The organism is Novosphingobium sp. FSW06-99 (genome assembly GCF_001519065.1).
Lineage (GTDB): Bacteria > Pseudomonadota > Alphaproteobacteria > Sphingomonadales > Sphingomonadaceae > Novosphingobium.
Genome location: NZ_KQ954267.1, coordinates 1 through 26,609, shown reverse-complemented (window position 1 = coordinate 26,609; position 26,609 = coordinate 1). Strand labels below are relative to the sequence as shown.

Below are 26,609 nucleotides of genomic sequence, written 5' to 3'. Positions count from 1 at the left end.
CCATGGCCAATGATACCCCGACCCGGGATGAGCCCGATCCCTTCGATTCAATCGTCGATGCGCCGTTCGATGCGGCTCTGTCGGAACGCTATCTCGTCTATGCGCTGTCGACAATCACCGCGCGCAGTCTGCCCGATCTGCGCGACGGGCTGAAACCGGTGCATCGCCGCCTGTTGTGGGCGATGCGCCAGTTGAAGCTGAACCCTACCGACGCGTTCAAGAAATCGGCGCGCGTGGTTGGCGACGTGATCGGCAAATACCACCCGCACGGCGATGCCTCGGTCTATGACGCGATGGTCCGGCTCGCGCAGGATTTCGCGCTGCGTTACCCGCTGGTCGAGGGGCAGGGCAATTTCGGCAATATCGATGGCGATAACGCGGCGGCCTACCGCTATACCGAGGCGCGACTGACCGCGACGGCGGCACGGCTGATGGCCGGGCTCGAAGAAGGTACGGTCGATTTCCACCCGACGTACAACGGTGAAGAGGAAGAGCCGGAAATTTTCCCCGGCATGTTCCCCAATCTGCTGGCCAACGGTTCCACCGGCATTGCGGTGGGCATGGCGACCTCGATCCCCAGCCACAATGTCGCCGAAATCGTCGATGCGACGCTGATGCTGATCGACAATCCGCATGTCGAACATCACCAGTTGATGGAGGTGTTCCACGGCCCCGATTTCGCCACCGGCGGCGTGGTGGTCGACAGCGCGGCCGCGCTCAGCCAGGCCTATGCAACAGGAAAAGGTGCGATCCGCGTGCGCGGGCGCTTTTCCACCGGGCGCGACGAAGCGGGCAACTGGGAAGACAGCGGGATCGAACGGCTGGGCGGCGGGCAATGGCAACTGGTCATTTCCGAAATCCCCTACATGGTGGCCAAGGGCAAGCTGATCGAACAGATCGCCGCGTTGATCGCGGACAAGAAGCTGCCGATCCTCGAAGATGTGCGCGATGAATCCGACACCGCGATCCGCATCGTGCTGGTGCCCAAGTCCCGCAATGTCGATCCCGACTTGCTGAAAGAATCGCTCTATCGCCTGACCGAGCTCGAATCGCGCTTTTCGCTCAATCTCAACGTGCTCGATGCGCGGCGTACCCCCGGTGTGCTGGGGCTGAAACTGCTGTTGCAGGAATGGGTGATCGCGCAGATCGATATTCTGGTGCGCCGCGCCACGCACCGGCTGGACAAGATCGCCAACCGGCTGGAACTGCTGGGCGGCTATATCATCGCCTATCTCAATCTCGACCGCATCATCGAGATCATCCGCACCGAGGATGAGCCAAAGCCGGTGATGATCGCCGAATTCGAGCTGACCGACCGCCAGGCCGAGGCGATCCTCAACATGCGGCTGCGCTCGTTGCGCAAGCTGGAGGAAATGGAACTGCGGCGCGAACGCGATGCGTTGCTGGCCGAACAGGACGATCTGAACAAGCTGCTGGAAAGCCCGGCGCGCCAGCGCACCCGGCTGAAACGCGATCTGGTCGCGCTGCGCAAGGATTATGGCCCGGATACGCCGCTCGGCCGCCGCCGCACCACCCTGGCCGAAGCCGCGCCGACGCGCGAATTCAACATGGATGCGATGATCGAGAAAGAGCCGGTGACGGTGATCGTGTCGCAGCGCAGCTGGATTCGCGCTGCCAAGGGCCACGTGCCGCTCGATGGCGATTTCAAGTTCAAGGAAGGCGACGGCCCGGCCTTTGCCCTGCATGCGCAGACCACAGACAAGCTGTTGATCGCACTCGACAATGGCCGGTTCTACACGATCGGCGCCGACAAGTTGCCGGGCGCGCGCGGGTTTGGCGAACCGATCCGCACGATGCTCGATATCGATCCCGATGCGCAGATTATCGCGGTGGTGCCGCACCGCGCAGGCGGCCAGTTGCTGCTGGCGGCCAACACCGGGCGCGGCTTTGCCGCCGAGATGGACGAATTGCTGGCCGAAACGCGCAAAGGCCGCACGGTGGTATCGACCAAGCCCGGCGTGAAACTGACCGTCGTGCGCGAAATCGCCCCCGAACACGATCATGTCGCGGTGATCGGCGACAACCGCAAGCTGGTGGTGTTTGCGCTGAACGAAGTGCCGGTGCTGGCCAAAGGGCAGGGCGTCACGCTGCAACGCTATCGCGACGGCGGCATGGCCGATGCGATAACCCTGCGGCTCGAAGACGGCATGTCCTGGCCAATGGGCGGCGACAGCGGCCGCACGCGCACCGAAAAGGACCTGCTGCCATGGAAAGTCGCGCGCGGCGCGGCAGGCCGCCTGCCGCCCAGCGGATTCCCGCGCGATAACAAGTTCGGGTGAACGTAAAATGGGGGTCGGCGTTGCCGCCGACCCCCACTGTCATCCATCTTTGCGGTCCGTCACCCTTGCGGTTGACACCCAGGCGCGGCCTTGCGGCCGGTTTCAGCGCGCCGAAACGAACTGCCTGCGCAAGGCAGGTGGGTTGCGCAACCGGTTGGCCGATCCGCCCCGCAGGGTCGGGCCTTCCACACCGGGCGCCGGGTTTCGCCGGGGTCTTGTCTGTTTGCACAGAGGTTGAGCCATGGCGCTGCGCCGACAGATGTAACCTTTGCTCGTTTCCCCGACCCGGTTGTGCCGGGCCAGGACTGTCGCGTGGCATCGCTCCTGTTCAGGCACGCCTGACCAGACGAAATCCCGCGCGACGCGAGTAAAGGGGCGGACATCGCCCGGAACGGCGCGATCAAGATGCATCATCCCACTCGCCGGGAATCACTCCCCCGCGGCACAGATGCTGCAGGCAGCCCTGACCTTTGCAATTCGGTTGATACCCTCCCGGTTTTCGATGCAGAGGCGCGCCTTCCCTGATGCCCGAGCAGCCGCGAGCGCTCGTGCCGGGTTGGTTTGCAAACATGCGTTGAATGACCGGGTCGAAGGTTTATCTTTCGCTTTATAATCAGGTAGTTGGCCTGATTACTCGGCGTCATTTCGCCCCTTCGATGGACAAAAACTGCGCTCGATGGGCGAGTCGTTCAAGGCCATTTTTGCAAAGTTATCCACAGCCCGTTATCTCGGTAGTGGACAACTTTGCAAGTGTTTGACGGTGGTGTGAAATTCCCACGACAGCAAATCCTCCCCGTGCCGGGGAGGATTTGGTTCAGCGGTCGCGTTGGGCGAGCAGGCGCAGGCGCAGCGCGTTCAGTTTGATGAAGCCGGCCGCGTCCTTCTGGTCATAGGCGCCGGCATCGTCTTCAAACGTGACGTGGCGTTCGGAATACAGGCTGTCGGGCGACTTGCGGCCGACCACATAGGCCTGGCCCTTGTACAGCTTCAGCCGCACCGTGCCGTTCACTTTGGCCTGGCTGTGGTCGATCGCCGCCTGCAGCATTTCGCGTTCGGGCGCAAACCAGAAGCCGTTGTAGATCAGCTCGGCATACTTGGGCATCAGCTCATCCTTGAGGTGCGCTGCGCCGCGATCGAGCGTGATCGATTCGATGCCGCGATGCGCGATCGCATAGATCGTGCCGCCCGGCGTTTCGTACATCCCCCGGCTCTTCATGCCGACAAAGCGGTTTTCCACCAGATCGAGCCGCCCGATGCCGTGCTTGCGGCCATAGTCGTTGAGCGTGGTCAGCAGTGTGGCCGGGCTCATCGGCTCGCCATTGATCGCCACGCCGTCGCCATGGGCGAAATCGATGGTGATATATTCGGCCTGATCGGGCGCATCCTCGGGGTTGACCGTGCGCGAAAAGACATAGTCGGGCACTTCGGCCCACGGGTCTTCCAGCACTTTGCCTTCGGACGAGGTGTGCAGCAGGTTGGCGTCGGTCGAAAACGGGCTTTCGCCGCGCTTGTCCTTGGGCACCGGCACCTGGTGCTTCTCGGCCCAGGCGATGAGGGCGGTGCGGCTGGTCAGGTCCCATTCGCGCCAGGGGGCGATCACCTTGATGCCGGGATCGAGCGCATAGGCCGACAGTTCGAACCGCACCTGGTCGTTGCCCTTGCCGGTGGCGCCGTGGGCGACCGCATCGGCGCCGGTTTCGCGCGCGATCTCGATTAGTCGCTTGGAAATCAGCGGCCGCGCGATCGAGGTGCCGAGCAGGTAATCGCCTTCATAACGGGCATTGGCGCGCATCATCGGAAACACGAAATCGCGCACGAATTCTTCGCGCAAGTCGTCGATATAGATGTGTTCGGGCTTGATCCCCAGCAGTTCCGCCTTGGCGCGCGCAGGTGCCAGCTCTTCGCCCTGGCCGAGATCGGCGGTGAATGTCACCACTTCGCAATTGTAGGTGACCTGCAACCACTTGAGGATGACAGAGGTGTCGAGCCCGCCGGAATAGGCAAGGACGACCCGCTTGATATCGGACATGGACGACTCCGCTATGCGCAACGAGGGATTTCAGGGCGCGCGGGTATCAGGGGTGGACCGCCGACGCAAGGCGAGCGCGCAATGCGGGCAGGCGCCAGGCCAAAGTCCCCGCGCGAAAGCCATAGCTGAGCAGCAGCGCCAGCCACACACCGGTGTCGCCCAGCGGACGCAGCGCATAGTCGCAGGCGAGATAGCCCAGTGTCGATACGACCGCCGCATTGCGCAACGCGCGGCCATCGGTGGCGCCGATGAACACCCCGTCGAGCAGCCAGCTTGGCGCACCGACGAGCGGCACCACCGCGGCAAACGGCAGATAGGCGAGCGCTGTCGCGCGCACATGCGGATCAGTGGTGATCGCCACCACGCCCCAGGCCCCGCCCGCGATGAACAGCGCCGCCAGCAGCGCGCCGCCGCCCAGCGCAAATTCGCCGGTCAGCCGCAGCGCCCGGTCAAACCGGTCGCGCGCGCCCGCGCCAATGGCATGGCCGATGCGTTCCTCGGCAGTCAGCGCAAAGGCATCGAGCACAAACGCGGCAATCGCGACAAATTGCATCAGCACATGGTTGGCCGCCAGCGTCACCGCGCCCAGCCGCGCCCCGGCATTGGCAAACCAGGTGAACAGGATCAGCAGCGCGACGGTGCGGATCATCACATCGCGGTTGACCGCCACCAGCCGCGCCAGTTTGTCGCGCGCCACCAGCACGTGCCAGCCCGCGCGCCGGATCAGCGCCAGCGGCTGCGCGCCGCCGGGCCCCAGCGCCAACGCAAGGCCGACGATCAGCGCGGCCCATTCGGCCATGGCCGTGCCCAGCCCGACGCCGCGCGCACCCAGCCCGAAATGCCACACCAGCGTGACATCGAGCACGACGTTGATAACGTTCATGATCAGTTGCAGCACCAGCGCCAGCCGCGTCTGGCGCCGCCCGATCAGCCAGCCGTTGACCGCAAACACCCCGAGCGCCGCCGGAGCGCCATAGAACCGCGCCGCGACAAACGCCCGCGCGGGCCCCGCCACCGCGCCGCCGGGCGGCAGCGCGAAAAAGCCCGCCGCCATGATCGGCCCGGTCAGCACCCACAACAGCGCGCCGATCGCCAGCCCCAGCACCATCCCGCGCAGCAACAGCGCATCGACTTCGTCGCGATCCCCGGCGCCCGCCGCTTGCGCGACCAGCCCCGACATGCCCATGCGCAGAAAGCCGAAGCTCCAGAACACCAGATCGATGATCGCCGCGCCCAGCGCCACGCCTGCCAGCGCCGACGCCGTGCCGCTGCGCCCGATCACCAGGGTATCGACCACGCCGACCAGCGGCACCGACGCCTGCCCGACCATGATCGGCCAGGCCTGGGCGATGACCGCGCGGCGGGTGAGCGGGCTGGCGGCAGCGGCGAGGGACTTGGACATGTCCCTGTCCATCAAGGCATGTTGCCATCAAGGCAAGCCCCTTGGGTAACGCCGCGCGATCGCTATACTCGCGATTGTCACATACCTGCGGTCATATGATCTTGCGTGATTTCAACGTTCGATTGCCGATCCTTCACAGAAAGAGCCTCCATGCTGACATCTCTGCGTTGCGCCACCGCCGTTCTGGCCGTGGTCGCAGCCTGCCCGGTCGCGCTGGCCGACACCGCTGCGCCGGTACACACGTATGCCGTTGTCGATCGTATTGCGGGTGCCGATGCGGGGTGGGACTATGCTTCGCTCGATACCGCCGGCAACCGGCTCTATGTGTCGCGCACCAACGCGATCATGGCGGTTGACCTTGCCTCGCACAAAGTGATCGATGCGCTGGCTCCGGCCAATGGTGCGCACAGCGCGTTTGCCATCGACGGCGGCCGCACCGTGGTGGAAACCGACGGGCGTTCCGGCACGACCCGATTTATCGACGCGGCGAGCGGCGCCATCGAGGACACCATCGCCACCGGGCAGAAGCCTGACGCGGCGATTTTCGAGCCGGTTTCGGGCCGTGTCGTGGTGATGAGCCCCGCCAGCAACACGGTGACCGAAATCGACGCCCGCACCCGCAAGGTGGTCGCCCAGTTCACGCTGGCAGGTGGGTTGGAAGCGGCGGATGCCGATGGCAAGGGCCACGTGTGGGTCAATCTGGAAGATGCCGGGGCGGTTGCCGAAATCGATGCCGTGGCTGGCAAAGTGCTGCGCACCATCGCGCTGCCCGGGTGCGAAGGCCCGACCGGTCTGGCCCTTGTGGCGGCCGGCCAGCGGGTCATTTCCGCCTGTGCCAACGGCGTGGCTCCCGTCACCGACACGCGCAGCGGCAAAGTCGTGGCGACACTGGCCATCGACAAGGGGCCCGATGCGGTGTTGGCCGATGACGTACGCCACGCCGCGTTCATCCCTTGCGGCGCGTCGGGTACGCTGGTGGCCATCGACACGGCCAACCCCGCTCAGATCCGGGTGACGGGCCGCGTTCCCACCCAGGTCGGCGCCCGCACCGGTGCCCTCGATCCGCGTGACGGGCGCATTTATCTGCCGGCCGCGAAATTCGAGGCACCGGCACCGGGTCAACGGCGTGGCAAGCCGGTTCCGGGCAGCTTTGTCGTGCTGGTGCTGGCGCCGCAGCCCTGACCCGCCGTCGGGGTGTTCCGCCAAGGCCGCGCCTGCTTGTGCATGGCGGGGCCTTTGCGCATAAGCCGACGCGTCCATGGTTATGCGATCGGAACCGGCTTTGAAGGGCCCACAACAGTTTGCGATTGTGTTCGCGTCGCTGATCCTTTCGATCGGCGTCATGGCTGTGATGATCGCGTGGATGGGGCTCAGCGGCTTTGGCATGTTCGATATCCCGCCGTTATGAGTGCGGAACTGGCCATCCGGCTGGCCCGCGCCGCCTTCAACACCGCGCTGGCGCAGGCCGATCTCGCCGCGATCGGGCCGTTGCTGGCACCCGACGTGGTGCTGATCACCGGCACCGACAGCGCGGTGATTGCCGGGCGCAAGGCGCAGTTGCTGGCATGGCGGCGCGAATTCGCCGCGCCCGATCGCACGGTCTATCTGCGCAGCGCCGACCGCATCACGCTATCCCCAGTCGAACCGATCGCGCTGGAACAGGGCCACTGGCAGGGCAGTCGCGCGTCTGACGGCGCGCTACTGGCCAGTGGCCTCTATTCGGCGAAATGGCGGCAGGTCGGCGATCGCTGGGTGATCGAGGGGGAAATCTACCTGACGCTGGCCTGATCAGGGGGCCTGAATCAGGTTGTGGCCTCGACAAAGGCGCGTTCGGCGACAAAGCTGCCGGGCCGATGCGTCGATCCTTCGATCAGGCCCTGCGCCAGGCAGATATCCTTCAGCGCGTGGTTGACCGGGATATTGCCGCAGATCATCACCCGGTCGACTTCCGGATCGAACTGTTCACGGTCGAACCCCAGATCGCGGAACACCTGGCCGGTGGTGATCAGGTCGGTCAGGCGGCCGTTGCGCACGAATGGCTCGCGCGTGACCGAGGGGTAATAGTGGAACCGGTCGCGCACGAAATCGCCCAGGATTTCCTCTTCGAAAATGCCGCGTTCAAGATAGTCGCGATAGACCAGTTCGCGCACGTGGCGCACCCCGTGGCACAGGAACACGCGGTCGAATTTGCGTTCGATGCCAAGCTCTTCATCGCCATAAGTGTTGATGTCGCGGGCAATGCTCAGCCAGGGCGCAATGCCCGTGCCGGTGCCGAACAGGAACAGGTTGCGCCCCGGCGTCAGCGCGGCGTGCACCAGCGTGCCGGTCGGCTTGCTGCCCAACAGCACGTCGTCGCCGGGCTGAATGTGCTGCAAATGCGATGTCAACTGCCCCTCGGGCGCGACGATCGACAGGAATTCCAGCTCTTCGGCATAGTCGGGCGAAGTGATCGAATAGGCGCGCGGTTTGGGCCGATACCCGTCACGCTCGGGCAGGTTGAGCATGACGAACTGGCCCGAATGGAACTTGAACCCGTCGGGACGGGCGAGCGCAAAGCTGAACAGGTCCGGTGTCCAGTGGGTGACGCGCAGGACTTGCTGGCTGGTAAACATGGAGACGTGCTTTCTTAGTCCGGTTTGATGAATTTCAGTGTCATGCGATCGCTTTCCCCGATGGCAAGATATTTGTCGCGATCCTTGTCGCCCAGTTGCAGCGTGGGCGGCAATGTCCATACCCCTTCGGGCCAGCCATGGGTGTCGGCGGGGTTGGCGTTGACCGGGCTTTCCCCGGCCAGACGGAAACCCGCCGCTTCGGCCAGAGCGATCACGGTCGAACGCTTCAGATAGCCGCTCTTGCGTTCGGCCGCGCTGTCAAAGCTTTCGGGCAAGTGATGGTCGACCACACCGAGCACGCCGCCGGGGCGGAGCATGCGATAAAACGCCTTGAACGCGCCGCTTGCCTTGTCATCACCGGCCATGATCAGATTGTGCACATTGCGAAATGTCAGCACTTCATCGACCGAATTGTCGGGCACGCTGGCTGTCGCGGTGGCCAGATCGAGCGTTGCCGCGGTCGCCCCGTGATAGCGATCGCCGCCCGATGCGATCAGTTTGGCCAGCGAAGCCTCGGCCTTTTCGCCATGGACGACCAGCCCGATGTAATGGCCATGGGCGCTCAGCATGGGGGCCAGGATTGCAGTGTACCAGCCGCCGCCGGGGTTGTATTCGACCACCGTCTGATCGCCGCGCAGCCCGAAAAATCCCAGTGTTTCAACCGGGTGACGATATTTGTCGCGCTGGACCTCGGCGCTGGCGCGGTGTCCATCGGCGACTGCTGCGCTGATTGCGGGCAGATCGGCGGGAGCTGCTACAGCAGCGGTCGACAGGGCAACCGTGCCAAGCAAGGCAAGACCAGACAGGCGCATGGCAGATCCTTTCACAATCAGGGTGTTCGCGTCGCGTCTAGCACGGTGCTGCGGCTGGCGCCTAGTGCCGACCCCATCAGGTGCGGGTGGGATAGGGCCTTTGGGCAAACCAGATCAGATGCTTGTCGCCCTCGCCATCGGCCTGTTCCATCACCACCGTTTCGGTCACGTGGAAACCCGCCTCGACCAGCCGCGTGGTGAAGTCGGGGTCTGGCCAGGCCGACCACACCGCCAGCACGCCGCCGGGTTTGAGCGCAAGTTTGGCCGCCATCACACCGTCATCGGTATAGAGATGGTCGTTGATGCGCCGGGTGATCCCTTCGGGCCCGTTGTCGACATCGAGCAGGATCGCATCATAGCCATCACGCGCCGCATCGATCAGCATCGCCACATCGTCGGCCACCAGCAGCACGCGCGGATCATCAAGGCAGCCGGCAGTCAGCTTGCCCATCGGGCCGCGTGCCCACTCGATCACTTCGGGCACCAGTTCGGCCAGCGTGACATGCGCATCGGCGGGCAGCACGGCCAGCGCCGCGCGCAAGGTATAGCCCATGCCATAACCGCCGATCAGCAGATCGGGCGCGGCGCGCCCGACCAGCCGTTCATAGGTCAGCGTGGCCAGCGCCTCTTCCGAAGCGCTGGCGCGGGTGCTCATCAGTTCGGTGCGGTCGAGCAGGATGGTGAAATCATCACCCCGCTGGACCAGCCGCAACAGCGCCCCATCGGGCACGCGCGCGCTGGCGATTTCGGCATGACCGTCGATCGTGATGCGTTCTGGCGCGGTGCTGGCGGATGGGGTGGGCGGGGGTGCCGCTTCTAGTTTGATGACTTGCGCGCCTTGCGTGCGGCATAGCGGGCGTCACGCGCGGCCTTTTTCTCGGCTTCGGTCGGCGGGGCGACGATCGCGGCCAGTTTGCGGGCCTTTTCCTGCTCTGCCGCTTCGGCGCGCGCGGCGCGCTCTGCCGCGCGTTGCGCAGCGCGTTCGGCCAGTGCCGCTTCGCGTTCACGTTCCTTTTCGATGCGCGCCGCGACCACTTCGGGATCGATCGGCGGCTTTGCCTTCAGACGGGCCAGCGCGGCCTCGCGCGCCTTGGCGGCCGCCGCGACGCGATCCTGAAAACCCGGTTCCTTGTATCCTGCCATGCTAGTTCGTTGATACCCTTCTGCAATCGATCACCGTATGGCCGGTGATGGCGCAGGGCGGCGCCTAGCACGAAGATCGTCGATAAGCGACCAAATCGTCAGTCGCGCGCCTTTTCGCGGGAGAGCCGTGTCATCAGGATCGCCGCGCGCTTGATCTGGCGGGGAAAGCTGGACAGATCGACGCGTTCTTCGGGGGTGTGTTCGCCCCGGCTGGCGGGGCCCATGCCGACCAGTCCATCGACCTGATTGGCGACAAAGCTGATATCGCCCGCGCCGCGTTTCAGCGGATCGAGCACCGGCATCGGCGCCAGGCCAAGATCGGCGTTGATAGCGTTCAGCCGGTCGAGCAGCGCGCGGTTGCCCGGCGTCGGTGCCATCGGGGGATAGCCTTCGCGAAACACGATCTGCGCATCGGTGTGGGGCAGGTGGCGCGCGACGATCGCTGTCATCCTGGCCTTTACCCGGTCGATCTGGCCCTGCGTCAGCGCGCGGAAATCGCCATTCGCGATGGCCAGCGGGGGCACGATATTGGTCTTGCCGGTGGCGGACATCTGCGCCTCGTCGGCCGACAGCGTGACTGTCGCGCCGCCCGCGATCAGCCCGATGTTGAAGGTCAGATCGGGTTCGGGCAACTGTTCGCGAAACGCGGTGATGATCCGCGCCAGTTCAAACACTGCGCCATCGCCCACCTCGGGCGAAAAGATCTGCCCCGAATGTGACGATACACCCGTCGCGGTGATCGTGTAGCTGGCCGCCGAGCGCCGCGCGATCGATCCATAGTCCTGCCCGCCGGTCGCGACCATGCTTTCGAAATCGAGCGCGACATCGGCGTGGCGTGCCGCTTCGACCAGATCGGCCCGCGCGATCTCCACCGGTTCGCCCGCCGCTTCCTCGTCGCCGGTCAGCACCACGCTGACATTGGCGTCCTTCAACGTTCCGGCGGCCTGCATCGCGCGCAGGGCGGCGATCATCACCACCACCCCGCCCTTGTCGTCCGACGCACCGGGGCCGTGCAGCTTGTCGCCTTCGCGGGTGGCGGTCTGGAACGGCGATTCCGGCTCGAACACCGTGTCGAGGTGCCCGATCAGCAGCATGCGCGTGGTGCCCGGGCGCCCGGTGTGCGTGGCGATCAGGTGCCCGGCGCGATGCACCGCATCCATCGGCACCCAGCGGATCGCAAAACCCAGCGTGGCCAGTTCGGGGGCGACCATGTCGCGCACTTTCCTGACGCCTTCGACGTTGCGGGTGCCGCTGTTTTGCGCAACCAGCTTTTCCAGCAGCGCGATATCGGCGGGAATGTCCCGATCGGCGACGGCGGCGATGGTCTGTTCGGGCGGCGACAGCCGCGCATGGGCGGGTGCGGGGATCGCCAGCAGCGAAAGGGCCAACAGGCAGGTGCGGTTCATCCGTCCATGATAGGCAACCCCGGTTGCGACGCAAGCGGCAGATCCCCATGCCGCACCGCAACAAGGTGTTGGACGGCCCGGCATTGGCTGTGTAGTGGGATCAAACCATGGGTCGGCCCGATCGGGCACGCATGGCAGGAGACATCGCATGCTCCTGGTTACGCCGGAGCATGTTGCATGAAGTCCACGAATTTGCCCGGTGCAGCGGACGGTCGTCTTGCCTGATCGCGCCGCAGCGCTGGCGGCGCTTGAGCGCCGGGACCGCGCGCATGCCTTTGCGGCGGCCGATCTGGTGGCGTTTGACGAGGCCCGTGCGGCGATGCAGGCCGGTTGCCGGTTTCTGATCGCGCGCGGGGCCGACCGACGCGCCTTTGTGCCGCCGCCAGTGATCGGCATCCGCCAGGCGTGCAATTGCCTGAAGGAACTCGACCGGTTCCTGATCGTGATGATCGATGCCTGTGTCGCCGCAGACAGTGCCCCCCATGGCAGCCGTGCGGTCTATGTGCGCGAGGGCGATGCGGCCGGGCGATTGCGCCGCAACCGGGCGCTGCACGATGCCTTTGCGCGCGACATTCCGCGCCTGCGCGCGATCGGGCGCATCCGGGCGTTGTCGCTGGGCGATGCGCCTGCCGAGGCGGGCTGTCGGCCGATGGCCGATCTGGCGCTGGCGACAATGGGGCACGATCCGGCGGACCAGGCGGAAGGCGCGGCGTTCACGCTGGGCCATGGCACGCTGGCGGTGATCGCCGCCTATTACCTGGCACTCGCCGACCGGTTGCACGCGATCCTGCTCGATAGATAGCTCTGCCGGACCGGTAGCACTCCCCAGGCCACCGCGAATGGCCCGGGGAGGGTATGCGTCGATATCTTCGTTCCTCTTCCATCGCCCCCGATGGATGCACCGGCAATCTCAGCGACGACAGTGGAACCACCTTCCTTGCGGCGTGGCGCCATTGCCTGTTCGGGTCGGCGGGTCGGGACCGTACCGGGGTACATCCCGACGGATAGCAGAAGCCAGGACCGCCCGAGCCCTGTGCAACCCTCCGGAGCTATGGCCAATCCGCCTGTCGCATTCCTGTCTGTGCACCGGCGGGAACCATGGTGAAGTGCGGCCCCGTCGTGGTGACAGGACACAGTGAAACAGGGACTTTGCCTAAGGGCATCTCCAGAACGCTGGAGATCGGATTGACCTTTTCACATTGGGCCTAGGTGTAATGCCTAAGTTACATCGCAATGGCCTGAAAACGATGGATTATTGCATTACATCCAACGCACCTCGGAATCGGATGCAATTGTGATGCGGTGCAACAGGGACTAGCTGTGTCCGGGGGCCGAATCGCGGTGCAGGGGCACGACATTGCCGTTGAACTGTTCGGCGTTGAGGCGGGTTTCGGTCGCCTGGATATAGTCGCGGGTGATCGGCACGGCGTCGCGATCGCGCACCAGTTGCAACTGGAAATTGACCAGGCTGGCATGTTCGAAGCCGGTTGCCGCGCCCGCCAGATAGAACAGCCACATGCGATAGAACTTTTCGTCGAACAGTTCGACAATGCGTTCATGGTTGGCCACGCAGCGATCGAACCAGGCGCGCAAGGTCGGCGCATAGTGGCGGCGCAGCACTTCGCAATCGGCCAGCATCAGCTTGCACGGCTCGATCGCCGCCACCGTTTCCGACAACGAGGGGATATAGCCGCCGGGGAAGATATATTTACGGGTGAAATCGTCGGTCACCGATGGCGGCGCAGCGCGACCGATGGTGTGCAGCAGCATGACCCCGTGCGGTTCGAGCCGGTTGTGCACCTGACGGAAAAACGCCGGAAAATTGCGGGTTCCGACATGTTCGAACATGCCGACCGAAACGATCCGGTTATATTTGCCCGTAACATCGCGAAAATCGGTCAGGCTGAAGGTTACCGCGTCGGCCACGCCTTCGCGTTCGGCCCAGGCTTTGGCATAGCCGATCTGTTCCTTGCTGAGCGAAATGCCGTGGACCCGCGCGCCCGACACTTTGTGCAGGTGTATCGCCAGGCCGCCCCAGCCGCAGCCGATATCGAGCACGCTCTGACCCGGCCGCAGCGCCAGCTTGGCGGCGATATGGTTCATCTTGGCGATTTGCGCGTCTTCGAGCGAGGTGATCCCGTCGGCCCAATAGGCGCAGGAATATTGCCGGTTGGCATCGAGGAACAAGTCATACAGCCGGTCGTCGATATCGTAGTGGTGCGCCACATTGCGCAACGAGGCGGCGCGGGCGTTGATGCGGTTGAGCCGCCCGATCACCGCCAGCCGCAATTTGCCGAACAGACCGGGATTGTCGAGGTCGCGCCCGCTGTCCCACGGGTTGTTGCGACGCACAAAGCTGACGAAATCCATGATGTCGCCGCCGGTCACATCCAGACGGCAATCCATATAAGCCTCGGCAAAGCCCAGACTGGGGTTGCGCGCGATCTTGCCCGGCACACCCTTGTCGTGGAGCACCAGTCCCAGATCGGGCCAGCCGGGAGTGGGCGTGCCATAAATGCGCTGGCGCCCGCCGGCTTCGGTCAAGGTCAGCGTGCCGTGGTGAATCAGACGTTTGAGCGCGGTATCAAGCAGGAACATCGACATCTTTGTGGCGGGTCCTTGTGGTAGAATCCTAGCGATTACGTTGCGTTACTTGGTGAAGCTTTGCAAGATGAGACACCCGTTGCTATGACTATGCGATGAACCTGGATCTGATCGACGTGTTTGCCACTGGTGCACTGTCAGGCAACCCGTTGGCGGTGGTGCGCGGGGGCGCCGCGCTCGATCCGGCGCAGATGCTGGCGCTGACCCGCTGGCTGGGCTTTTCCGAAACCACCTTCTTGTTACCGCCCGACGAACCGGGGGCGGATTATGCCGTGCGCATCTTTTATCCGGCGGGCGAACTGCCGTTTGCCGGTCATCCCACGCTCGGCAGCGCGGCGGCCTGGCTGGCCGCTGGCGGTGTGCCGCAACGCGATGGCGTGGTGGTGCAGCAATGCGGCGCGGGGCTGATCGAAGTGCGGATCGATGGCGATGTGCTGGCGTTCCGCGCGCCGTCACTGCGCCGGTCGGGCCCGCTCGATGCCGCCGACCGGGCCGAGGCGATCCGCATCGCCGGGGTCGATCCCGCGCGCGTGATCGCCGCCGTCCATGCCGACAACGGACCCGGCTGGCGCCTTCTGCACCTTGACAGTGCGCGGGCCGTGCTCGACGCGCGGCCCGTGCCCAGTGCGCCGGTGCCAAGCGATATCGGGCTGGTCGGTGCATGGGGCGCCGACCACGACCGCCAGTTCGAACTGCGCGCCTTTTTCACCAATGCCGGCGGGCGGCTGGTCGAAGATCCGGTGACCGGCAGCCTCAACGCCTCGGTCGCGCAATATCTGGTGGCGGCGGGCCATGCCGGGGCACCGGGCTATATCGCCGGGCAGGGCCAGTGCATCGGCGCCGACGGGCGGATTGCGGTCACCATCGAAGCCGAGGCGATCTGGATCGGCGGGCGCACGCGGATCGTGGCGCAAGGGGCGCGGGTAACTTTGTGAGTCAGGCCAGCGCCTGCGCCACCAGCGTGCGCGTATCGGCAATTGCGGAAATCCGCCGCTGGCCACCGTTGCGGTCCAATTGCACCACCAGATCGATCACGCTGGCGGCATAGGCCAGCGTTTCGCGCCGCGACAGGCCAAGGCCCGCCTGCATCACCATCAGGCCGATCTGTTCGAGCGCGCCAATCGGCGAATTGGCGTGCACGGTGGAAAACGAACCAGGATGCCCGGTGTTGATCGCGCGCAGGAAACTGACCGCCTCGCGCCCGCGCAATTCGCCCACCACGATGCGATCGGGGCGCAGCCGCAGCGCGGCCTGCACCAGATCGTCGGTGGTCACGCGCGCCTCGCCCTGATCGCCTTTGACCGCGATCAGCCCGACCCCGTTGCCCGGATGTCCGGCCTGATCGGGCAAAGTCAGTTCGGGCGTGTCCTCGACCAGCACGATGCGCTGGGTTTCGGGAATTTCGCGCAACATGGCGTTGAGAAAGGTGGTCTTGCCGGTCGACGTGCCTCCTGAAATCAGGATCGTGCGCCGCGCGGCGATGGCGGCGCGCAGCGCGGCAATCGGCCGGGCATCGGGATCGGGCAGATCGGGCGCGGGCACCGGCACCAGCGGCCCGTGGTCATAGGCATCGAGCGGCAGATCGAGCAGCCGCTGGCGCCGGATCGCGATGGCCCAGTGCGCGCGAGTGGCGGGCGGCCCGCACACCTGGATGCGCGCGCCGCCGGGCACCAGCGCGGCGGGCAGCGTGGCGGCCAGCAGCGGGTTTTCGCGGTTGATCGCCTGATGCGTGACCCGCGCGATCTGTTCGGCCAGCCGGGCCATCGCCGCATCGGTCACTTCAGGCACCGCAAAGCGCCGCATGGTCGGCCAGTCGGCGTCTTCCACCCAGATCTCGCCGGGGCGGTTGACCAGCACTTCGGTCACCCCGTCGCGCGCCAGCCAGGGGCGGAACGGCGCCAGATAGGCATCGAGATAGACGCTGCCGGCGGCCGTCGCCGGGGCCGGAAAGGGCGTGGGACCGGCCAGGATCAGGGGCTTTCGACTTTGGCGAAATCGAGATCGCGCGCGGTGAACACGCGGATCGGTTCGCCCGGATGGACATGGATGGTCGGACCGATCTGCCCGGTCTGGCCGACCGCCGCCGCCGCGGCCGACTGGCCGCCACCGGCGATCACCACATTGGTGGTGCCGCTGCCGATCGTGCTCAGCCCGCTCAACACCGTCAACAGCATGGCCGAACCGAAGCGTTCGAAGAAATGGGTATCGACTTTGCCGCCCAGCCCGGATTCCCCGGCATAGTCGGTGCCGGGCGATCCCAGCGCCACCGCCACGCCATCGGGCCTGATCAGCCGGGTCCAGATCACATAGACACGGCGCTGGCCCGCCTGCAGCCCGCTCTTGTACTGACCCACCAGCCGCGAACTGCGCGGCACGAGCACGCGGGTGCCATCGAACGAGCGCACATCGACCGCGACGATGGCGCGGGCATAGCCGGGCACATCGGTGTCGATGGCGGTTTCCAGCACCGCCGGGATCAGCGTGCCCTGGGCCACGGTGGTGCGCGGGTTCAACGCCTGCGTCGCGCTGGCGCCGCCGCTGCCGGTGGCGCCCAGCCGCGATGCGAAATCATCGCCGCCATTGGCGGCAGGCGCCGGGCCGGTCGATTTCGCACCGGCCGGAACCTCGGCGACCGGCGGCGCGACGGGCTCGATCACCGGCGCGGCGTTATAGACCAGCGCCGGGGTTGCCAGCGGATTGGCGCCACCGGTCGCGCGTCCGGTATCGAGTACGGGCGGGGGCAATGGCGACCCGGCGCCAATCGGGGTGATTGCCGCCGGGGGCAGCACCGGCATGGCGGCGGGCGCCGGGCGCAGCGGCGGCGCCTGGGTGGGGGTGGGCGCCGCGACATGGTCGGTGCGGGTGTGGCTCATCGACCAGAACGTGACCAGCCCGAGCCCGCCGATCACCGCCACGCCGACCAGCAGTGCCAGCGTGTCGGACCCGCGCTGTTGCCGCCCGACCACCGGCAGTACGTGGCGCATCGCCAGATCGAGATCGGCGCCGGACAGGCGCGGATCGTCATCACGGGCCGGATCGGGGCGCGGGGGCGGGCGCAGCGGGCTGGAATTCATGGCGTGGTGACCTGCGGGGCGCGGTGGTGCTGATGTTCGATGGTGGCGACCTGTTTGTCGATGCGCAACACGATCGTATCGGGCACCCCATCAACGACGATCATGTCGTCATGCATGGCATAGTTGATCGGGCCTTCGACCCCGCGATCGTTGCGGCCCAGAATGGCGGGCAACGGTGTGCCCTTGGGCCAGGCCAGATAGGTCGCCTGCCCGTCGGCAAACACTTTGGCGGGCAACAGGTCTTTTGCGCCGCCGAACGCAAAGGCGGTGTCGAGCGTGGCGGGATCGACCGGCGCCACCGCCGCGCCATGCGCCAGCGCAGCCTCTTCGCCGGTCAGCGCTGGGGGCGGGGCAAGTTGCGGTGGTGGGGCCGGTTTGGGGGTGTCGGGATACGTCAGACGCAGGCCATAGACCGCCTGGGCGCCGGGCGCGGCGACCAGATCGAAGAAATAGGTGTGCCGATCGGTCACCACCGTCAGATTGGTGCGCGCGCGCGGGCTCAGCGGTTTGAGAAACAGCATGTTGGCGCGGCGGTTGGGGGTGACCTGCCAGGCATTGGCATCGCCGATCGCGACATTTTCGATATGTTCGTCGCTGCCCAGCATCACCGTCGCTTCGACCCCGGCGCGCCCGTTCAGCCGCACCACCGCGTTGTCGTGCCAGGGCAGCGTGATCAGGCGCGGATCGCCGGGGGTGGCCTGGGCCAGCATCAGGGCAAGCGCGACTGTCATTTCATCACCGGTCGGGTCTGGGCGGGGCGAAAGCGGCTGCCGATCCCGGCGGCGCGGCGCGGGGTCTGGCCGGGACTGGCGGCGGCGGCGGTGAAGCCGGTGGCGGTGGCGCGCATGTCGCGTGTGGCAAAGGTCGCGCTGGTCTGGGTGCGGTCGATGCCGATCGACCGGTCCATGCCCCGTTCGCCGGTCAGCATCGCCAGTGCGCGTGGCCGTGCGGTTGCAGGCGCTGCGATCACCATCGCGGCCACATCGGCGCGTTGCCCCGGTGCAAGTGTGGGCAAAGGCTCGCGGGTCCAGGGTTGCCAGCCGGCCACCATGCTCGATGCGGCGCGCAGGGCCATTGTCATCAGCGCGGCATGGACCACCGCGACCAGGAAAAAGCCGGTCGCCGCGCTTTCGTCGATGCCATCGGGGCCCAGCAGGCGGCCCACTGTGGGCACGGCCAGTTCAAGCGAAAAGGCCCCGCCCAGCACCACCAGCAGTGGCGCAAAGGCGGCCAGCGCGACCGTGCGCAACCAGCCGCCGAACAGCCCACGCGCCGGGCCGAACAGCGCCATCACCACAAACAGCGGCCCGACCAGCAACAGCGCGGCCAGCACGATGCGCGCGGTGACCAGCACGCCGACGGTCGACAGCAACAGCACGATCGCGCCAGCCTGCGCCACGGTGGCGGGGGCAAACCCCGCGGTCTGGCTGGTGTTGGCATGCGGCTGCGCAGCGGGCGCGGCGCCGGGGCCCGGTTGTTGCGCAACGGCCTGCGCGGCGCGCGCGGCATCCTGTTCGGCGGCTTGGTGTGTGGCCTCTCCCACGGCGGAAAACACCGTGTCGATGCGCCGCGCAAACGTGGCGGTGGCCGAACCCTGACCGCCCAGGATCGCCCCGGCAACGGCATCGGGGCCACGCGTCGCCAGCCCATAGACCAATGGGCCATAGACTAGCCAACTGGTCGCAAAGGCCAGCACCGCGCCCACTGCCAGCATGCGCCCCGACAGCCCGCCCAGCGCCAGCCGCGCGCGCCCGGTGATCAGCGCCAGGCCATAGAGCGCGACATAGATCGTCAGCGCCGCGGTCAGTGCCGGGGCCAACGCACCTTGCGGGCCGAACATATGCGCAAAACTGCCCGCCCCGGCGCTCGCGGTCATGCAATCGACCGCGCGCAGGGTCGTTGCAACCCCGTTGCCCGCCTCGGCAAGGGTGGCGGCGCAGTCGCTCATTCCGCCGCCTCGGTCAGGCCGGTCGCCTGATCGGGCCAGGGTTCGCCGGTCAGCGCGGGATACCACGCCGCCGGATCGTCGCCCAGATCGGCGCGCAGGCCATCGAGCCGCCGCACCGTGCTTTCGCGCCCCGACAGCACGGTGATCAGATCGTCCATCCCGCCCAGATCGAGCCGCAGCACGCTCGACTGTTCGCCCTGGCGCAGCAGGAAACAGCGCCCCGCCTGCGGCAGGGTGCGGATCACGTCGAGTTCGTGTTCGGACAGGCCGAACCCGCCGCAATAGTCTTCGGCACGGGCGCGCGGGTTGGGGGTAAAGATCATCGTGGCGGTCTGTTCGACCAGCGCGGCGGCGATCGAACTGTCGAGCGCATCGCGCGCCGACTGGGTGGCAAAACCGACCAGCGCATTGCGTTTGCGCAGCGTTTTCAACCAGTCGCGGATGCGCATGGCAAACACCGGATCATCCAGCGCCTTCCATCCCTCGTCGATCAGGATCATCGTCGGCGCCCCATCGAGCCGTTCCTCGATGCGGTGGAACAGATACATCATCGCCGCCGTGCGCAGGCGCGGCGCATCGAGCAACGCGGTCATATCGAACCCCAGCACACGCTGCGACAGGTCCAGCCGGTCGGCGGGATTGTCGAACAGCCAGCCATGCGGGCCGCCCACGATCCACGGATCGAGCCGACTGGCCAGATCGCCGGGCACTGGTCGCCGCGTGCCCGCCAGCAATTCGCGAAAATGGGTCAGCCGCCGCAGGCCGGGATCGTGCGCATAGGCGGCCTCGATCGCGCCCGCGATGATCGCTGCTTCATCGGGCCCATGCGCATCGAGCAGCACTGCCAGCCAGTCGCGCAGGAATGCGCGCGTGTCGGCGCTGTCGGGCAGGGCCAGCGGATTGAACCCGGTCGGCGCGCCGGGCACGATCTGTTCATAGCGGCCGCCGATCGCGCGGATGAACATTTCCGCGCCGCGATCCTTGTCGAACAGCACGGTGCGCGGGGCAAATCGCTGCGCCTGCGCGGCGAGAAAGTTCAGCACCACGGTCTTGCCGCTGCCCGACGGGCCGATAAGCGTGAAATTGCCCAGATCGCCCTGGTGCAGGCTGAGGAAAAACGGCGTCGCCGCCGTGGTTGCCAGCACGGTCACCGCATCGCCCCAGTGGTGCCCGGTGGCGCGTCCCATCGCGGGGCCGTGGCACGCGGCGAAACAGGCCATGTTGGCGCTGGAAATCAGCGCGCGGCGCACGATGCAATCCTCGTTGCCGGGGAACTGGGCCCAGAAACCGGGCTCCAGATTGACATCCTCGCGCACCGCGATCGCGCCTGCATCGGCCAGCGCGCCCGCCACAGCGGTAACCCCGGCATCGAGCGCGGGCAATGTGGCGCCGCGCACCAAGACCGACAGATGGTGATCGCCATAGGTCGCCGCGCCCATCCCCAGCGCATCGCGTGCGGCGTGCAATTCGGCGCGTTCGGCCAGCGCGTCTTCGTCGGCGGCGCGTAACCGGCGCAGCGCCAGATCGATGCGTTCGCGCGCGATCTGGCGATCGCCGGGCGCCCAGGTTTCGGTCAGTACCATTTCGGCATCGACCGCCAGCAGCGGATCGAGCAGACCCGGCGCGGTCGCCTCGGGATAGTCCTTCAGGCTGACCAGTGCGGCAAACTGCGCGCCCGTGGCCCCGCGCAATTCGATCGCATCGAGCCCGAAACTGGCGCGCACATAGGCCAGCATGTGCCCCACATCGGTGCCTTCGGCGGGGCGCCGCACGGGGCGCATTTCGCCATTGTAGAGGCACGACAGCAGTTCCAGCACTTCGTTGCACGTGCCGCCCGCGCCCGCGTAATCGCCCAGGATGCGCGCGCCCGCCGGGGCCAGCGTGGTGGCCAGCCCGGCGGCGGCGGCCATCAGCGCGCGCACCTCGCCCGCATCGATGCCCGCCTCGCGGTCGCGCAGGCGACGGCGCAGATGTTCGATCCAGCCGGTCTTGCCGCGCGCCGGGCGGCGCACCAGCGTAATGAACTGGTCGTTGACATAGATCGATCCGCCCGCCAGCCGTTCGCGCCAGCGCGCGTCGATATGCGCCGACAGCGGATCGTCGAACGTGCCGGTAAAATCGACCGCCACGCGTCGCCGCACGACATGGTGATACAGCACGAACCGCGCATCGAGCCCGGCGCGCAGCCACAGATCGCGCTGCGCCGCATGGGCGTTGATTTCGCTCGCCTGCGCCGTTTCCGAGGGCCAGCCGGGCACGTGCAAGGCCACCAGCAGCGACCCGTCGCGCAAGGCGAGGACATGGCTGCCCTCCAGCCGGGCATAAGGCAGCCGGTCGCCCGCGCGCGCCTCGCGCCTGCGCCAGCGCGCCATGGGGCCATCTTCACGGGGCATAGGAATTGCAACCCCAGCGGCGCCAGTTGGGTACGCGCGGACAATGGCGCACTTTCGTCAGCCACAGATCGAACACGCGCGGTTCGCGCAAACACGCCAGATAGCCCGCGCCATGCACCAGCAGCGCCACCCCCAACGCCCAGAATGTGCGCGTGATCAGAAACACTTCGGTGGTGATCATCAGGTTGATGATGAAGAAACTGTAGGTGACCCCGGCAAACATCTGTGGCCGGGTCAGCGGCTTGCACAGGCGGGGGCGCACCAGTTCCATGTCAACCGGCGGCGTCAACCGGCAGCCTGGCGGATGCCCGACACGATCGCCGCCGCGCCGAACAGGATGAAACAGCCCAGGATGACGGTGATCCCCATGCGCCAGTTCAGCCGCCCGGTCAGCATCATCAACCCGCAGGCCGCCACCGCCATCACCGCCACGGCGGTCGCGACATTGCCCAGCAAAGTGCCCTGCAACCACAACAGCGCGGCCAGGATCGGGCCCGACCCTTGCGGATCGGCGGCGGCCTGCGCCAGCGCATGGCCTGGCGCGAAGGCCAGTGCCACGATCAGGGCGGGGGTAATACGGGGCATGCAGGTCATCTCCTGTCGTGGGTTTGCGCGGCCAGCCGGTTGATGATCGCCGTCACATAGCCACGCGTTTCGGCGATATGCGGCACACCACCGGCACGCACCACCCGCGCCGGCCCGGCGTTATAGGCGGCCAGCGCCTGTTCCAGATTGCCGTGAAAACTGATCATCAGCGCGTGCAGATAGCGCGCCCCGGCGGCGACGTTTTCCACCGGGTTGTCGGCATCGGCGCCCAGCGCGCGTGCGGTCTGCGGCATCAGTTGCGCCAGTCCGCGCGCGCCTTTTGGCGACACCGCGCCCGTCTGCCAGCGGCTTTCCTGCCAGATCAACGCCTCGATCACGGCAGGCGACAAGTCATAGCGTTCGGCCAATTGTGCGATCGTATCGTGCCAGGCGGTCGGCATCGTGGCCGGGCGCGGCATGGCGCGATGCACCGCGCGCGGGGCGGCAGGGCCGCCAGTGACCCAATGCGCATCGCCATCGTTGATCACCATCACGTCTGCGCGCGCAGGCACCGCCAGGGCCACACCGGCGGTGATCAGCGCACCCACGGGAATTTTGATTGCCGCACGCATTGTGTCTGCATGCCACAGGTGCCGCGCAGGGATGCAATGCAAATTTGGGCACAGCGCGATTTTTGCGTGGACAACGCGGGCGGGCGGCACTGCGATATGGCGGCCTGTTTGCCGACTGCCCCATCGGACCTGCTTGCGTCATTTAAGTGTTCGGTTAAAGGTGAAGCTCGCAACGGGGCACGAGAGGGAGCGAACGGGCGTGTTCGATGGACTGACGCTGGCACGATTGCCCGATGCCGACGAAGCCTTGCGCGCCACGGTGCGTGATCTGGTGGCGCGCCATGTTGCGGGCATTCCGGCCGACCGGCGCGCGCGGTCCTGGCAGGGGTTCGATCCCGCCTTCAGCCGCGCGCTGGGCCAGGCGGGGCTGCTCGGGTTGACCCTGCCCAGGGCCTATGGCGGGCAGGATCGCGGCCCGTTCGCGCGCTTTGTGGTGGTTGAGGAATTGCTGACCGCCGGGGCCCCGGTTGCGGCGCACTGGATTGCCGATCGGCAATCGGCGCCGCTGATCTGCGCCTATGGCACCGAAGCGCAGCGCCAGTTGCATGTCCCGCGCATCTGCCGGGGCGAATCGCTGTTCTGCATCGGCATGAGCGAGCCCGGATCGGGATCGGACCTGGCCAGCGTGCGCACGCGGGCAGAGCGGACCGCCACGGGATGGCTGGTCAACGGGCAGAAGCTGTGGACCAGCAACGCGATGCATTCGGATTACATGATCGCGCTGGTGCGCACATCGGGCACCGCCGCCGATCGCCAGGCCGGGCTGTCGCAACTGATCATCGATCTCAAGGCGCCGGGGGTGACGATCCGCCCGATCGTCGATCTGACCGGTGATGCACATTTTGCCGAAGTGTTCTTCGACAATGTCGCGCTGGGCGAAGACGCGCTGATCGGCGCGGAAGGCGAAGGGTGGAAACAAGTTGGCGCCGAACTGGCGTTCGAGCGGTCGGGGCCCGAACGCATCTATTCGAGCGTGGTGCTGCTCGATGCGTGGATCGCGCATCTGCAAGCGGCGGGACGCACCGATTGCGCCGCACTGGTCGGGCGGCTGACGGCCGAACTCGCCACTTTGCGCGCGATGTCGATCGCCTGCACCGCGCGACTGGCCGTCGGGGAAAGCCCGGTGGTCGAGGCGAGCATTATCAAGGACCGCGGCACCGGGTTCGAACAGGAGCTGCCGCTGGCGATCGGCGATGATCTGGCTGCGCATCCCGATGAACCGGTCGGTGCCGAACTCTATCGTACCTTGCTCTATGTCACCCATGTCGCGCCCAGCTTTTCGCTGCGTGGCGGGACGCGCGAGATCCTGCGCGGGATTATCGCACGCGGGATGGGTTTGCGGTGAGCGGGATGGACAGCGATCTGATCGATCCGTTCGTGCGCGCGCTCGATGCCGTGGCGCCGTTCGACGCGGTGCGCGCGCTCGAAGCGGGTGGGCCGGTCCATCCGCTGTGGCAAAGCCTGGTCGAAACCGGCTATCTCGATGCGCTGGTGGCCGAAAGTGCGGGCGGGGCAGGGCTGACGCTGGGCCAGGTCGCGCAGTTGATCGAGGCGTTGGGCGCGCATGCGCTGCCGCTGCCGGTGGCCGATACGATGGTCGCGCGCGCCTTGCTGGCCGGCGCCGGGATCGTGCCGCCCGACGGGCCGATCGTGCTGGCATCGTCGCTGGCCCAACCGGTACAGGGCGCCTTGCTGGCCGATCATGCACTGGTCGATACCGGCGATCACCTGGTGCTGTCGCCGCTGGCCGCGCTGGGGGCGGAACCGACCGGGGTGCATGGATCGCTGGCGGCGCGGCTGACCGGCACCGCGCAGGGGCCCGCGCTCGATCGACCGGCGGGCGGATTGCGCGCCACGGCGGCCCTGCTGCGCGCGTGCCAGATCGCAGGTGCGGTGGCGCGGTTGACGCACATCAGCACGGATTATGCGCAGACCCGCGTCCAGTTCGGCAAACCGATCGGCCGCCAGCAGGCGCTGCAACAGATGCTGGCGGTGATGGCCGAAGACATGGTGGCCTGCCGTATCGCGGCGCGGCTGGGCGCCTCACACGGATTGCCGGTGCCGGTGTTGCCTGCCGCCAGCGCCAAAATAACCACCTCGATCGCCGCCGCGCGAGTCGCCAACAGCGCGCACGCGGTCCACGGCGCAATCGGGATCAGCGCGGCGGGCGATGTGCAATTGCTGACCCGGCGCCTGCACGAATGGCGGCTGGCCGACGGGTCCGAAGGCTATTGGTCAGGCGTGCTGGGCGCCGCGCGGCTGGGTTCGGGCGTATCGACGCTCGATTGGGTGCGCGAGGCGGTGTTTGGCTGAGTGTCTGACCGGAAACGCGCGTTTCGGGTCAGACTCTGAGGTCAGGCCAGGTGCAGCATGTGGATCAGCGTCAGGCTGATCGTGCCGAGCACGGCCAGCGACAGCACCACCGCCGTGGTTACCCGGCCACCGGCCTGTGCGACGGTGCGCACATCGACACCCAGCCCCAGTGCGGCCATCGACACCACGGTCAGCAGCGTGGCCGCCGTGCCCATCGGCGCCAGCGCGGCATGGGGGATCAGGTTGCATGAACGCAGCGCGACGAGGGCCAGAAATCCCAGGATGAACCACGGCACCAGGTGGTGCAGCGGCGGATGGCCACGCGCCGGGCGTTGGTCAGTCGTGGTGTCGCCAGTTTCGTCGCGCAGACCGGCGGTGGTCAGCGACAGGATCACGCAGACTGGGCCGAGCATCAGCACGCGCACCAGCTTGACCAGCGTGCCCATCTGCACCGCCGTCGCGCCAAGCGGGGCGGCGGCGGCGATCACTTGCGGCACGGCATAGACGGTCAATCCCGCCAACGCGCCATATTGCAGGCCGCTCATGTGCAGGGCGACGCCCAGCACCGGCAGGCCCAGCACGACCGCCACGCCCAGCACGGCGGTAAACCCGATCGAAGCGGCAACATCGTCGCCATCGGCACCGATCACCGGAGCGACCGCCGCGATCGCCGAATTGCCGCAGATCGAATTGCCGCAGGCGATCAGCAGCGCCATGCGCGTGGGCAGCCGCAACAGCTTGCCGATGGCAAAGCTGCAGATGATCGCCGCCGCAACGGTTGCGGCAATGCCGATCAGCAACCACGGGCCCGCCGCCATGATCGTGGCCGCGCTGATCGAGGCGCCCAGCAAGACGACTGCAAGTTCGAGCAGGATCTTGGCGCTGAAGCCGATGCCGGGAAACCAACGTGCGGACGGTGTCCACAGCGTGCGCACGGTTGTGCCGATCATGATTGCCAGCACCAGCGCTTCGAGCCAGGCGCGGCCAAACAGCGCCTGTTCGCCCTGTTGCAGCACAAAGGCGGCGGCAGTCACGGCGACGCACAGCGCCAGGCCGGGAATGATCCGGGTGATGGCGGCGGCGGGGGGCTGAGCGGCGAAAGATGTCATGGCGTTGTCCTCGTGTCTGCGAGGCGTAAACGCGCGGGTCCGATCGATCCAACGGATTAGGGCGATTGTTTCAATCGTTATAAATGATTGAATGGCTACAGGGGTGGCCCGGCGTCGGGCCTTGGATTTGCCTGGCGCACTAGTGTGGGTGTAAAGTAAGATATTGTAATAAATATAAATGTGAGAATATTTCGAACTGGTATGGAGGCTTCTGGGGTGCTCATTGCCACCCGAACCGCATGCCCTGTGGTACGTCAAACAATTATATGAATCGATCAATTTGTACTAATAAATCAAAAAATGGACT

24 protein-coding genes are annotated in these 26,609 nt (G+C 66.5%); 7 read left to right on the top strand and 17 right to left on the bottom strand.

Annotated features, from left to right (window positions below; all coding sequences use genetic code 11):
* The first annotated feature begins 2 nt into the window (after positions 1–2).
* Positions 3–2,300 carry a DNA topoisomerase IV subunit A gene (gene parC, locus AQZ49_RS20345; RefSeq protein ID WP_067620392.1) on the top strand — a complete coding sequence of 766 codons (2,298 nt, stop codon included), beginning with the start codon at positions 3–5 and terminating at the stop codon, positions 2,298–2,300.
* Positions 2,301–3,114: 814 nt separating this feature from the next.
* Here the strand turns inward: parC and AQZ49_RS20340 are convergent.
* Both AQZ49_RS20340 and AQZ49_RS20335 read right to left on the bottom strand, forming a co-directional pair.
* Positions 3,115–4,329, bottom strand: a complete 1,215-nt coding sequence (locus AQZ49_RS20340) for an argininosuccinate synthase (RefSeq protein ID WP_067620389.1) — start codon at positions 4,327–4,329, stop codon at positions 3,115–3,117.
* 46 nt (positions 4,330–4,375) lie between these two features.
* Positions 4,376–5,731 (bottom strand): MATE family efflux transporter, encoded by a 1,356-nt coding sequence (locus tag AQZ49_RS20335; protein ID WP_231739344.1) that lies wholly within the window; start codon positions 5,729–5,731, stop codon positions 4,376–4,378.
* Positions 5,732–5,881: 150 nt separating this feature from the next.
* Between AQZ49_RS20335 and AQZ49_RS20330 the strand changes: the two genes are divergently transcribed.
* Positions 5,882–6,913 carry a YncE family protein gene (locus tag AQZ49_RS20330; protein WP_067620382.1) on the top strand — a complete coding sequence of 344 codons (1,032 nt, stop codon included), beginning with the start codon at positions 5,882–5,884 and terminating at the stop codon, positions 6,911–6,913.
* Positions 6,914–7,135: 222 nt separating this feature from the next.
* Positions 7,136–7,519, top strand: coding sequence for a nuclear transport factor 2 family protein (locus AQZ49_RS20325; protein WP_067620379.1), 384 nt, complete (start codon positions 7,136–7,138; stop codon positions 7,517–7,519).
* 14 nt (positions 7,520–7,533) lie between these two features.
* Here the strand turns inward: AQZ49_RS20325 and AQZ49_RS20320 are convergent, their stop codons facing one another.
* From AQZ49_RS20320 to AQZ49_RS20300, 5 genes are all read right to left on the bottom strand, one after another.
* Entirely contained in the window at positions 7,534–8,343 is an 810-nt protein-coding gene (locus AQZ49_RS20320) for a ferredoxin--NADP reductase (protein ID WP_067620376.1), read from the bottom strand.
* A gap of 14 nt (positions 8,344–8,357) precedes the next feature.
* Positions 8,358–9,155: a class I SAM-dependent methyltransferase gene (locus AQZ49_RS20315; RefSeq protein ID WP_067620372.1), complete on the bottom strand. Its 798-nt coding sequence runs from the start codon at positions 9,153–9,155 to the stop codon at positions 8,358–8,360.
* 76 nt (positions 9,156–9,231) lie between these two features.
* The gene (locus AQZ49_RS20310) at positions 9,232–9,918 is read right to left on the bottom strand and encodes a spermidine synthase (RefSeq protein ID WP_067620369.1); all 687 of its coding nucleotides are present in this window, start codon (positions 9,916–9,918) and stop codon (positions 9,232–9,234) included.
* A gap of 53 nt (positions 9,919–9,971) precedes the next feature.
* A complete protein-coding gene (locus AQZ49_RS20305; protein WP_067620366.1) occupies positions 9,972–10,298 on the bottom strand; it encodes a DUF6481 family protein in 327 nt (108 codons plus the stop codon).
* Positions 10,299–10,396: 98 nt separating this feature from the next.
* Positions 10,397–11,704 carry a M20/M25/M40 family metallo-hydrolase gene (locus tag AQZ49_RS20300; RefSeq protein ID WP_067620363.1) on the bottom strand — a complete coding sequence of 436 codons (1,308 nt, stop codon included), beginning with the start codon at positions 11,702–11,704 and terminating at the stop codon, positions 10,397–10,399.
* 217 nt (positions 11,705–11,921) lie between these two features.
* Here AQZ49_RS20300 and AQZ49_RS20295 point away from each other — a divergent pair, with 217 nt between their 5' ends.
* The gene (locus AQZ49_RS20295; protein ID WP_156428417.1) at positions 11,922–12,506 is read left to right on the top strand and encodes a hypothetical protein; all 585 of its coding nucleotides are present in this window, start codon (positions 11,922–11,924) and stop codon (positions 12,504–12,506) included.
* Positions 12,507–13,018: 512 nt separating this feature from the next.
* Here the strand turns inward: AQZ49_RS20295 and AQZ49_RS20290 are convergent.
* Positions 13,019–14,308, bottom strand: a complete 1,290-nt coding sequence (locus tag AQZ49_RS20290) for a class I SAM-dependent methyltransferase (RefSeq protein ID WP_369819162.1) — start codon at positions 14,306–14,308, stop codon at positions 13,019–13,021.
* Between the two features lie 95 nt (positions 14,309–14,403).
* Here AQZ49_RS20290 and AQZ49_RS20285 point away from each other — a divergent pair, with 95 nt between their 5' ends.
* Positions 14,404–15,243 carry a PhzF family phenazine biosynthesis protein gene (locus AQZ49_RS20285; RefSeq protein WP_067620358.1) on the top strand — a complete coding sequence of 280 codons (840 nt, stop codon included), beginning with the start codon at positions 14,404–14,406 and terminating at the stop codon, positions 15,241–15,243.
* A gap of 1 nt (position 15,244) precedes the next feature.
* Here AQZ49_RS20285 and virB11 read toward each other — a convergent pair whose 3' ends face one another.
* Genes virB11 through AQZ49_RS20245 form a run of 8 tightly spaced genes read right to left on the bottom strand, consistent with a single transcriptional unit; the run spans position 15,245 to position 22,880 of the window.
* Positions 15,245–16,282: a P-type DNA transfer ATPase VirB11 gene (virB11, locus tag AQZ49_RS20280; protein WP_067620355.1), complete on the bottom strand. Its 1,038-nt coding sequence runs from the start codon at positions 16,280–16,282 to the stop codon at positions 15,245–15,247.
* Positions 16,279–17,382: a TrbI/VirB10 family protein gene (locus tag AQZ49_RS20275; protein ID WP_067620352.1), complete on the bottom strand. Its 1,104-nt coding sequence runs from the start codon at positions 17,380–17,382 to the stop codon at positions 16,279–16,281. Before AQZ49_RS20275 ends, virB11 begins: the two co-directional genes overlap by 4 nt.
* Entirely contained in the window at positions 17,379–18,113 is a 735-nt protein-coding gene (locus AQZ49_RS20270) for a TrbG/VirB9 family P-type conjugative transfer protein (protein ID WP_067620349.1), read from the bottom strand. The genes AQZ49_RS20275 and AQZ49_RS20270 overlap by 4 nt, the downstream gene beginning before the upstream one ends.
* Entirely contained in the window at positions 18,110–19,330 is a 1,221-nt protein-coding gene (locus tag AQZ49_RS20265; protein WP_067620347.1) for a TrbL/VirB6 family protein, read from the bottom strand. Before AQZ49_RS20265 ends, AQZ49_RS20270 begins: the two co-directional genes overlap by 4 nt.
* The gene (locus AQZ49_RS20260) at positions 19,327–21,723 is read right to left on the bottom strand and encodes a VirB4 family type IV secretion/conjugal transfer ATPase (RefSeq protein WP_067620344.1); all 2,397 of its coding nucleotides are present in this window, start codon (positions 21,721–21,723) and stop codon (positions 19,327–19,329) included. Before AQZ49_RS20260 ends, AQZ49_RS20265 begins: the two co-directional genes overlap by 4 nt.
* Positions 21,713–21,994, bottom strand: coding sequence for a VirB3 family type IV secretion system protein (locus tag AQZ49_RS20255; RefSeq protein ID WP_067620341.1), 282 nt, complete (start codon positions 21,992–21,994; stop codon positions 21,713–21,715). Before AQZ49_RS20255 ends, AQZ49_RS20260 begins: the two co-directional genes overlap by 11 nt.
* Before the next feature lie 14 nt (positions 21,995–22,008).
* Positions 22,009–22,308 carry a TrbC/VirB2 family type IV secretion system protein gene (locus tag AQZ49_RS20250; protein WP_197411150.1) on the bottom strand — a complete coding sequence of 100 codons (300 nt, stop codon included), beginning with the start codon at positions 22,306–22,308 and terminating at the stop codon, positions 22,009–22,011.
* Positions 22,309–22,313: 5 nt separating this feature from the next.
* Positions 22,314–22,880 carry a lytic transglycosylase domain-containing protein gene (locus tag AQZ49_RS20245; protein WP_067620335.1) on the bottom strand — a complete coding sequence of 189 codons (567 nt, stop codon included), beginning with the start codon at positions 22,878–22,880 and terminating at the stop codon, positions 22,314–22,316.
* 199 nt (positions 22,881–23,079) lie between these two features.
* Here AQZ49_RS20245 and AQZ49_RS20240 point away from each other — a divergent pair, with 199 nt between their 5' ends.
* Together AQZ49_RS20240 and AQZ49_RS20235 are read left to right on the top strand one after the other, a co-directional pair.
* Positions 23,080–24,225, top strand: a complete 1,146-nt coding sequence (locus AQZ49_RS20240; protein WP_067620332.1) for an acyl-CoA dehydrogenase family protein — start codon at positions 23,080–23,082, stop codon at positions 24,223–24,225.
* A gap of 5 nt (positions 24,226–24,230) precedes the next feature.
* Entirely contained in the window at positions 24,231–25,193 is a 963-nt protein-coding gene (locus AQZ49_RS20235) for an acyl-CoA dehydrogenase family protein (protein ID WP_067620329.1), read from the top strand.
* A 41-nt stretch (positions 25,194–25,234) separates the two neighbouring features.
* Here AQZ49_RS20235 and AQZ49_RS20230 read toward each other — a convergent pair whose 3' ends face one another.
* Positions 25,235–26,302 carry a YeiH family protein gene (locus tag AQZ49_RS20230; RefSeq protein ID WP_067620326.1) on the bottom strand — a complete coding sequence of 356 codons (1,068 nt, stop codon included), beginning with the start codon at positions 26,300–26,302 and terminating at the stop codon, positions 25,235–25,237.
* Between the last annotated feature and the right edge of the window lie 307 nt (positions 26,303–26,609).

Excerpts from the sequence above, each read along its gene's own strand:
- parC (WP_067620392.1), top strand. The coding sequence starts at position 3 with ATGGCCAATGATACCCCGACCCGGGATGAGCCCGATCCCTTCGATTCA.
- AQZ49_RS20340 (WP_067620389.1), bottom strand. The coding sequence starts at position 4,329 with ATGTCCGATATCAAGCGGGTCGTCCTTGCCTATTCCGGCGGGCTCGAC.
- AQZ49_RS20335 (WP_231739344.1), bottom strand. The coding sequence starts at position 5,731 with ATGTCCAAGTCCCTCGCCGCTGCCGCCAGCCCGCTCACCCGCCGCGCG.
- AQZ49_RS20330 (WP_067620382.1), top strand. The coding sequence starts at position 5,882 with ATGCTGACATCTCTGCGTTGCGCCACCGCCGTTCTGGCCGTGGTCGCA.
- AQZ49_RS20325 (WP_067620379.1), top strand. The coding sequence starts at position 7,136 with ATGAGTGCGGAACTGGCCATCCGGCTGGCCCGCGCCGCCTTCAACACC.
- AQZ49_RS20320 (WP_067620376.1), bottom strand. The coding sequence starts at position 8,343 with ATGTTTACCAGCCAGCAAGTCCTGCGCGTCACCCACTGGACACCGGAC.
- AQZ49_RS20315 (WP_067620372.1), bottom strand. The coding sequence starts at position 9,155 with ATGCGCCTGTCTGGTCTTGCCTTGCTTGGCACGGTTGCCCTGTCGACC.
- AQZ49_RS20305 (WP_067620366.1), bottom strand. The coding sequence starts at position 10,298 with ATGGCAGGATACAAGGAACCGGGTTTTCAGGATCGCGTCGCGGCGGCC.
- AQZ49_RS20300 (WP_067620363.1), bottom strand. The coding sequence starts at position 11,704 with ATGAACCGCACCTGCCTGTTGGCCCTTTCGCTGCTGGCGATCCCCGCA.
- AQZ49_RS20290 (WP_369819162.1), bottom strand. The coding sequence starts at position 14,308 with ATGTCGATGTTCCTGCTTGATACCGCGCTCAAACGTCTGATTCACCAC.
- AQZ49_RS20285 (WP_067620358.1), top strand. The coding sequence starts at position 14,404 with ATGAACCTGGATCTGATCGACGTGTTTGCCACTGGTGCACTGTCAGGC.
- AQZ49_RS20275 (WP_067620352.1), bottom strand. The coding sequence starts at position 17,382 with ATGAATTCCAGCCCGCTGCGCCCGCCCCCGCGCCCCGATCCGGCCCGT.
- AQZ49_RS20270 (WP_067620349.1), bottom strand. The coding sequence starts at position 18,113 with ATGACAGTCGCGCTTGCCCTGATGCTGGCCCAGGCCACCCCCGGCGAT.
- AQZ49_RS20265 (WP_067620347.1), bottom strand. The coding sequence starts at position 19,330 with ATGAGCGACTGCGCCGCCACCCTTGCCGAGGCGGGCAACGGGGTTGCA.
- AQZ49_RS20260 (WP_067620344.1), bottom strand. The coding sequence starts at position 21,723 with ATGCCCCGTGAAGATGGCCCCATGGCGCGCTGGCGCAGGCGCGAGGCG.
- AQZ49_RS20255 (WP_067620341.1), bottom strand. The coding sequence starts at position 21,994 with ATGGAACTGGTGCGCCCCCGCCTGTGCAAGCCGCTGACCCGGCCACAG.
- AQZ49_RS20250 (WP_197411150.1), bottom strand. The coding sequence starts at position 22,308 with ATGCCCCGTATTACCCCCGCCCTGATCGTGGCACTGGCCTTCGCGCCA.
- AQZ49_RS20245 (WP_067620335.1), bottom strand. The coding sequence starts at position 22,880 with ATGCGTGCGGCAATCAAAATTCCCGTGGGTGCGCTGATCACCGCCGGT.
- AQZ49_RS20235 (WP_067620329.1), top strand. The coding sequence starts at position 24,231 with ATGGACAGCGATCTGATCGATCCGTTCGTGCGCGCGCTCGATGCCGTG.
- AQZ49_RS20230 (WP_067620326.1), bottom strand. The coding sequence starts at position 26,302 with ATGACATCTTTCGCCGCTCAGCCCCCCGCCGCCGCCATCACCCGGATC.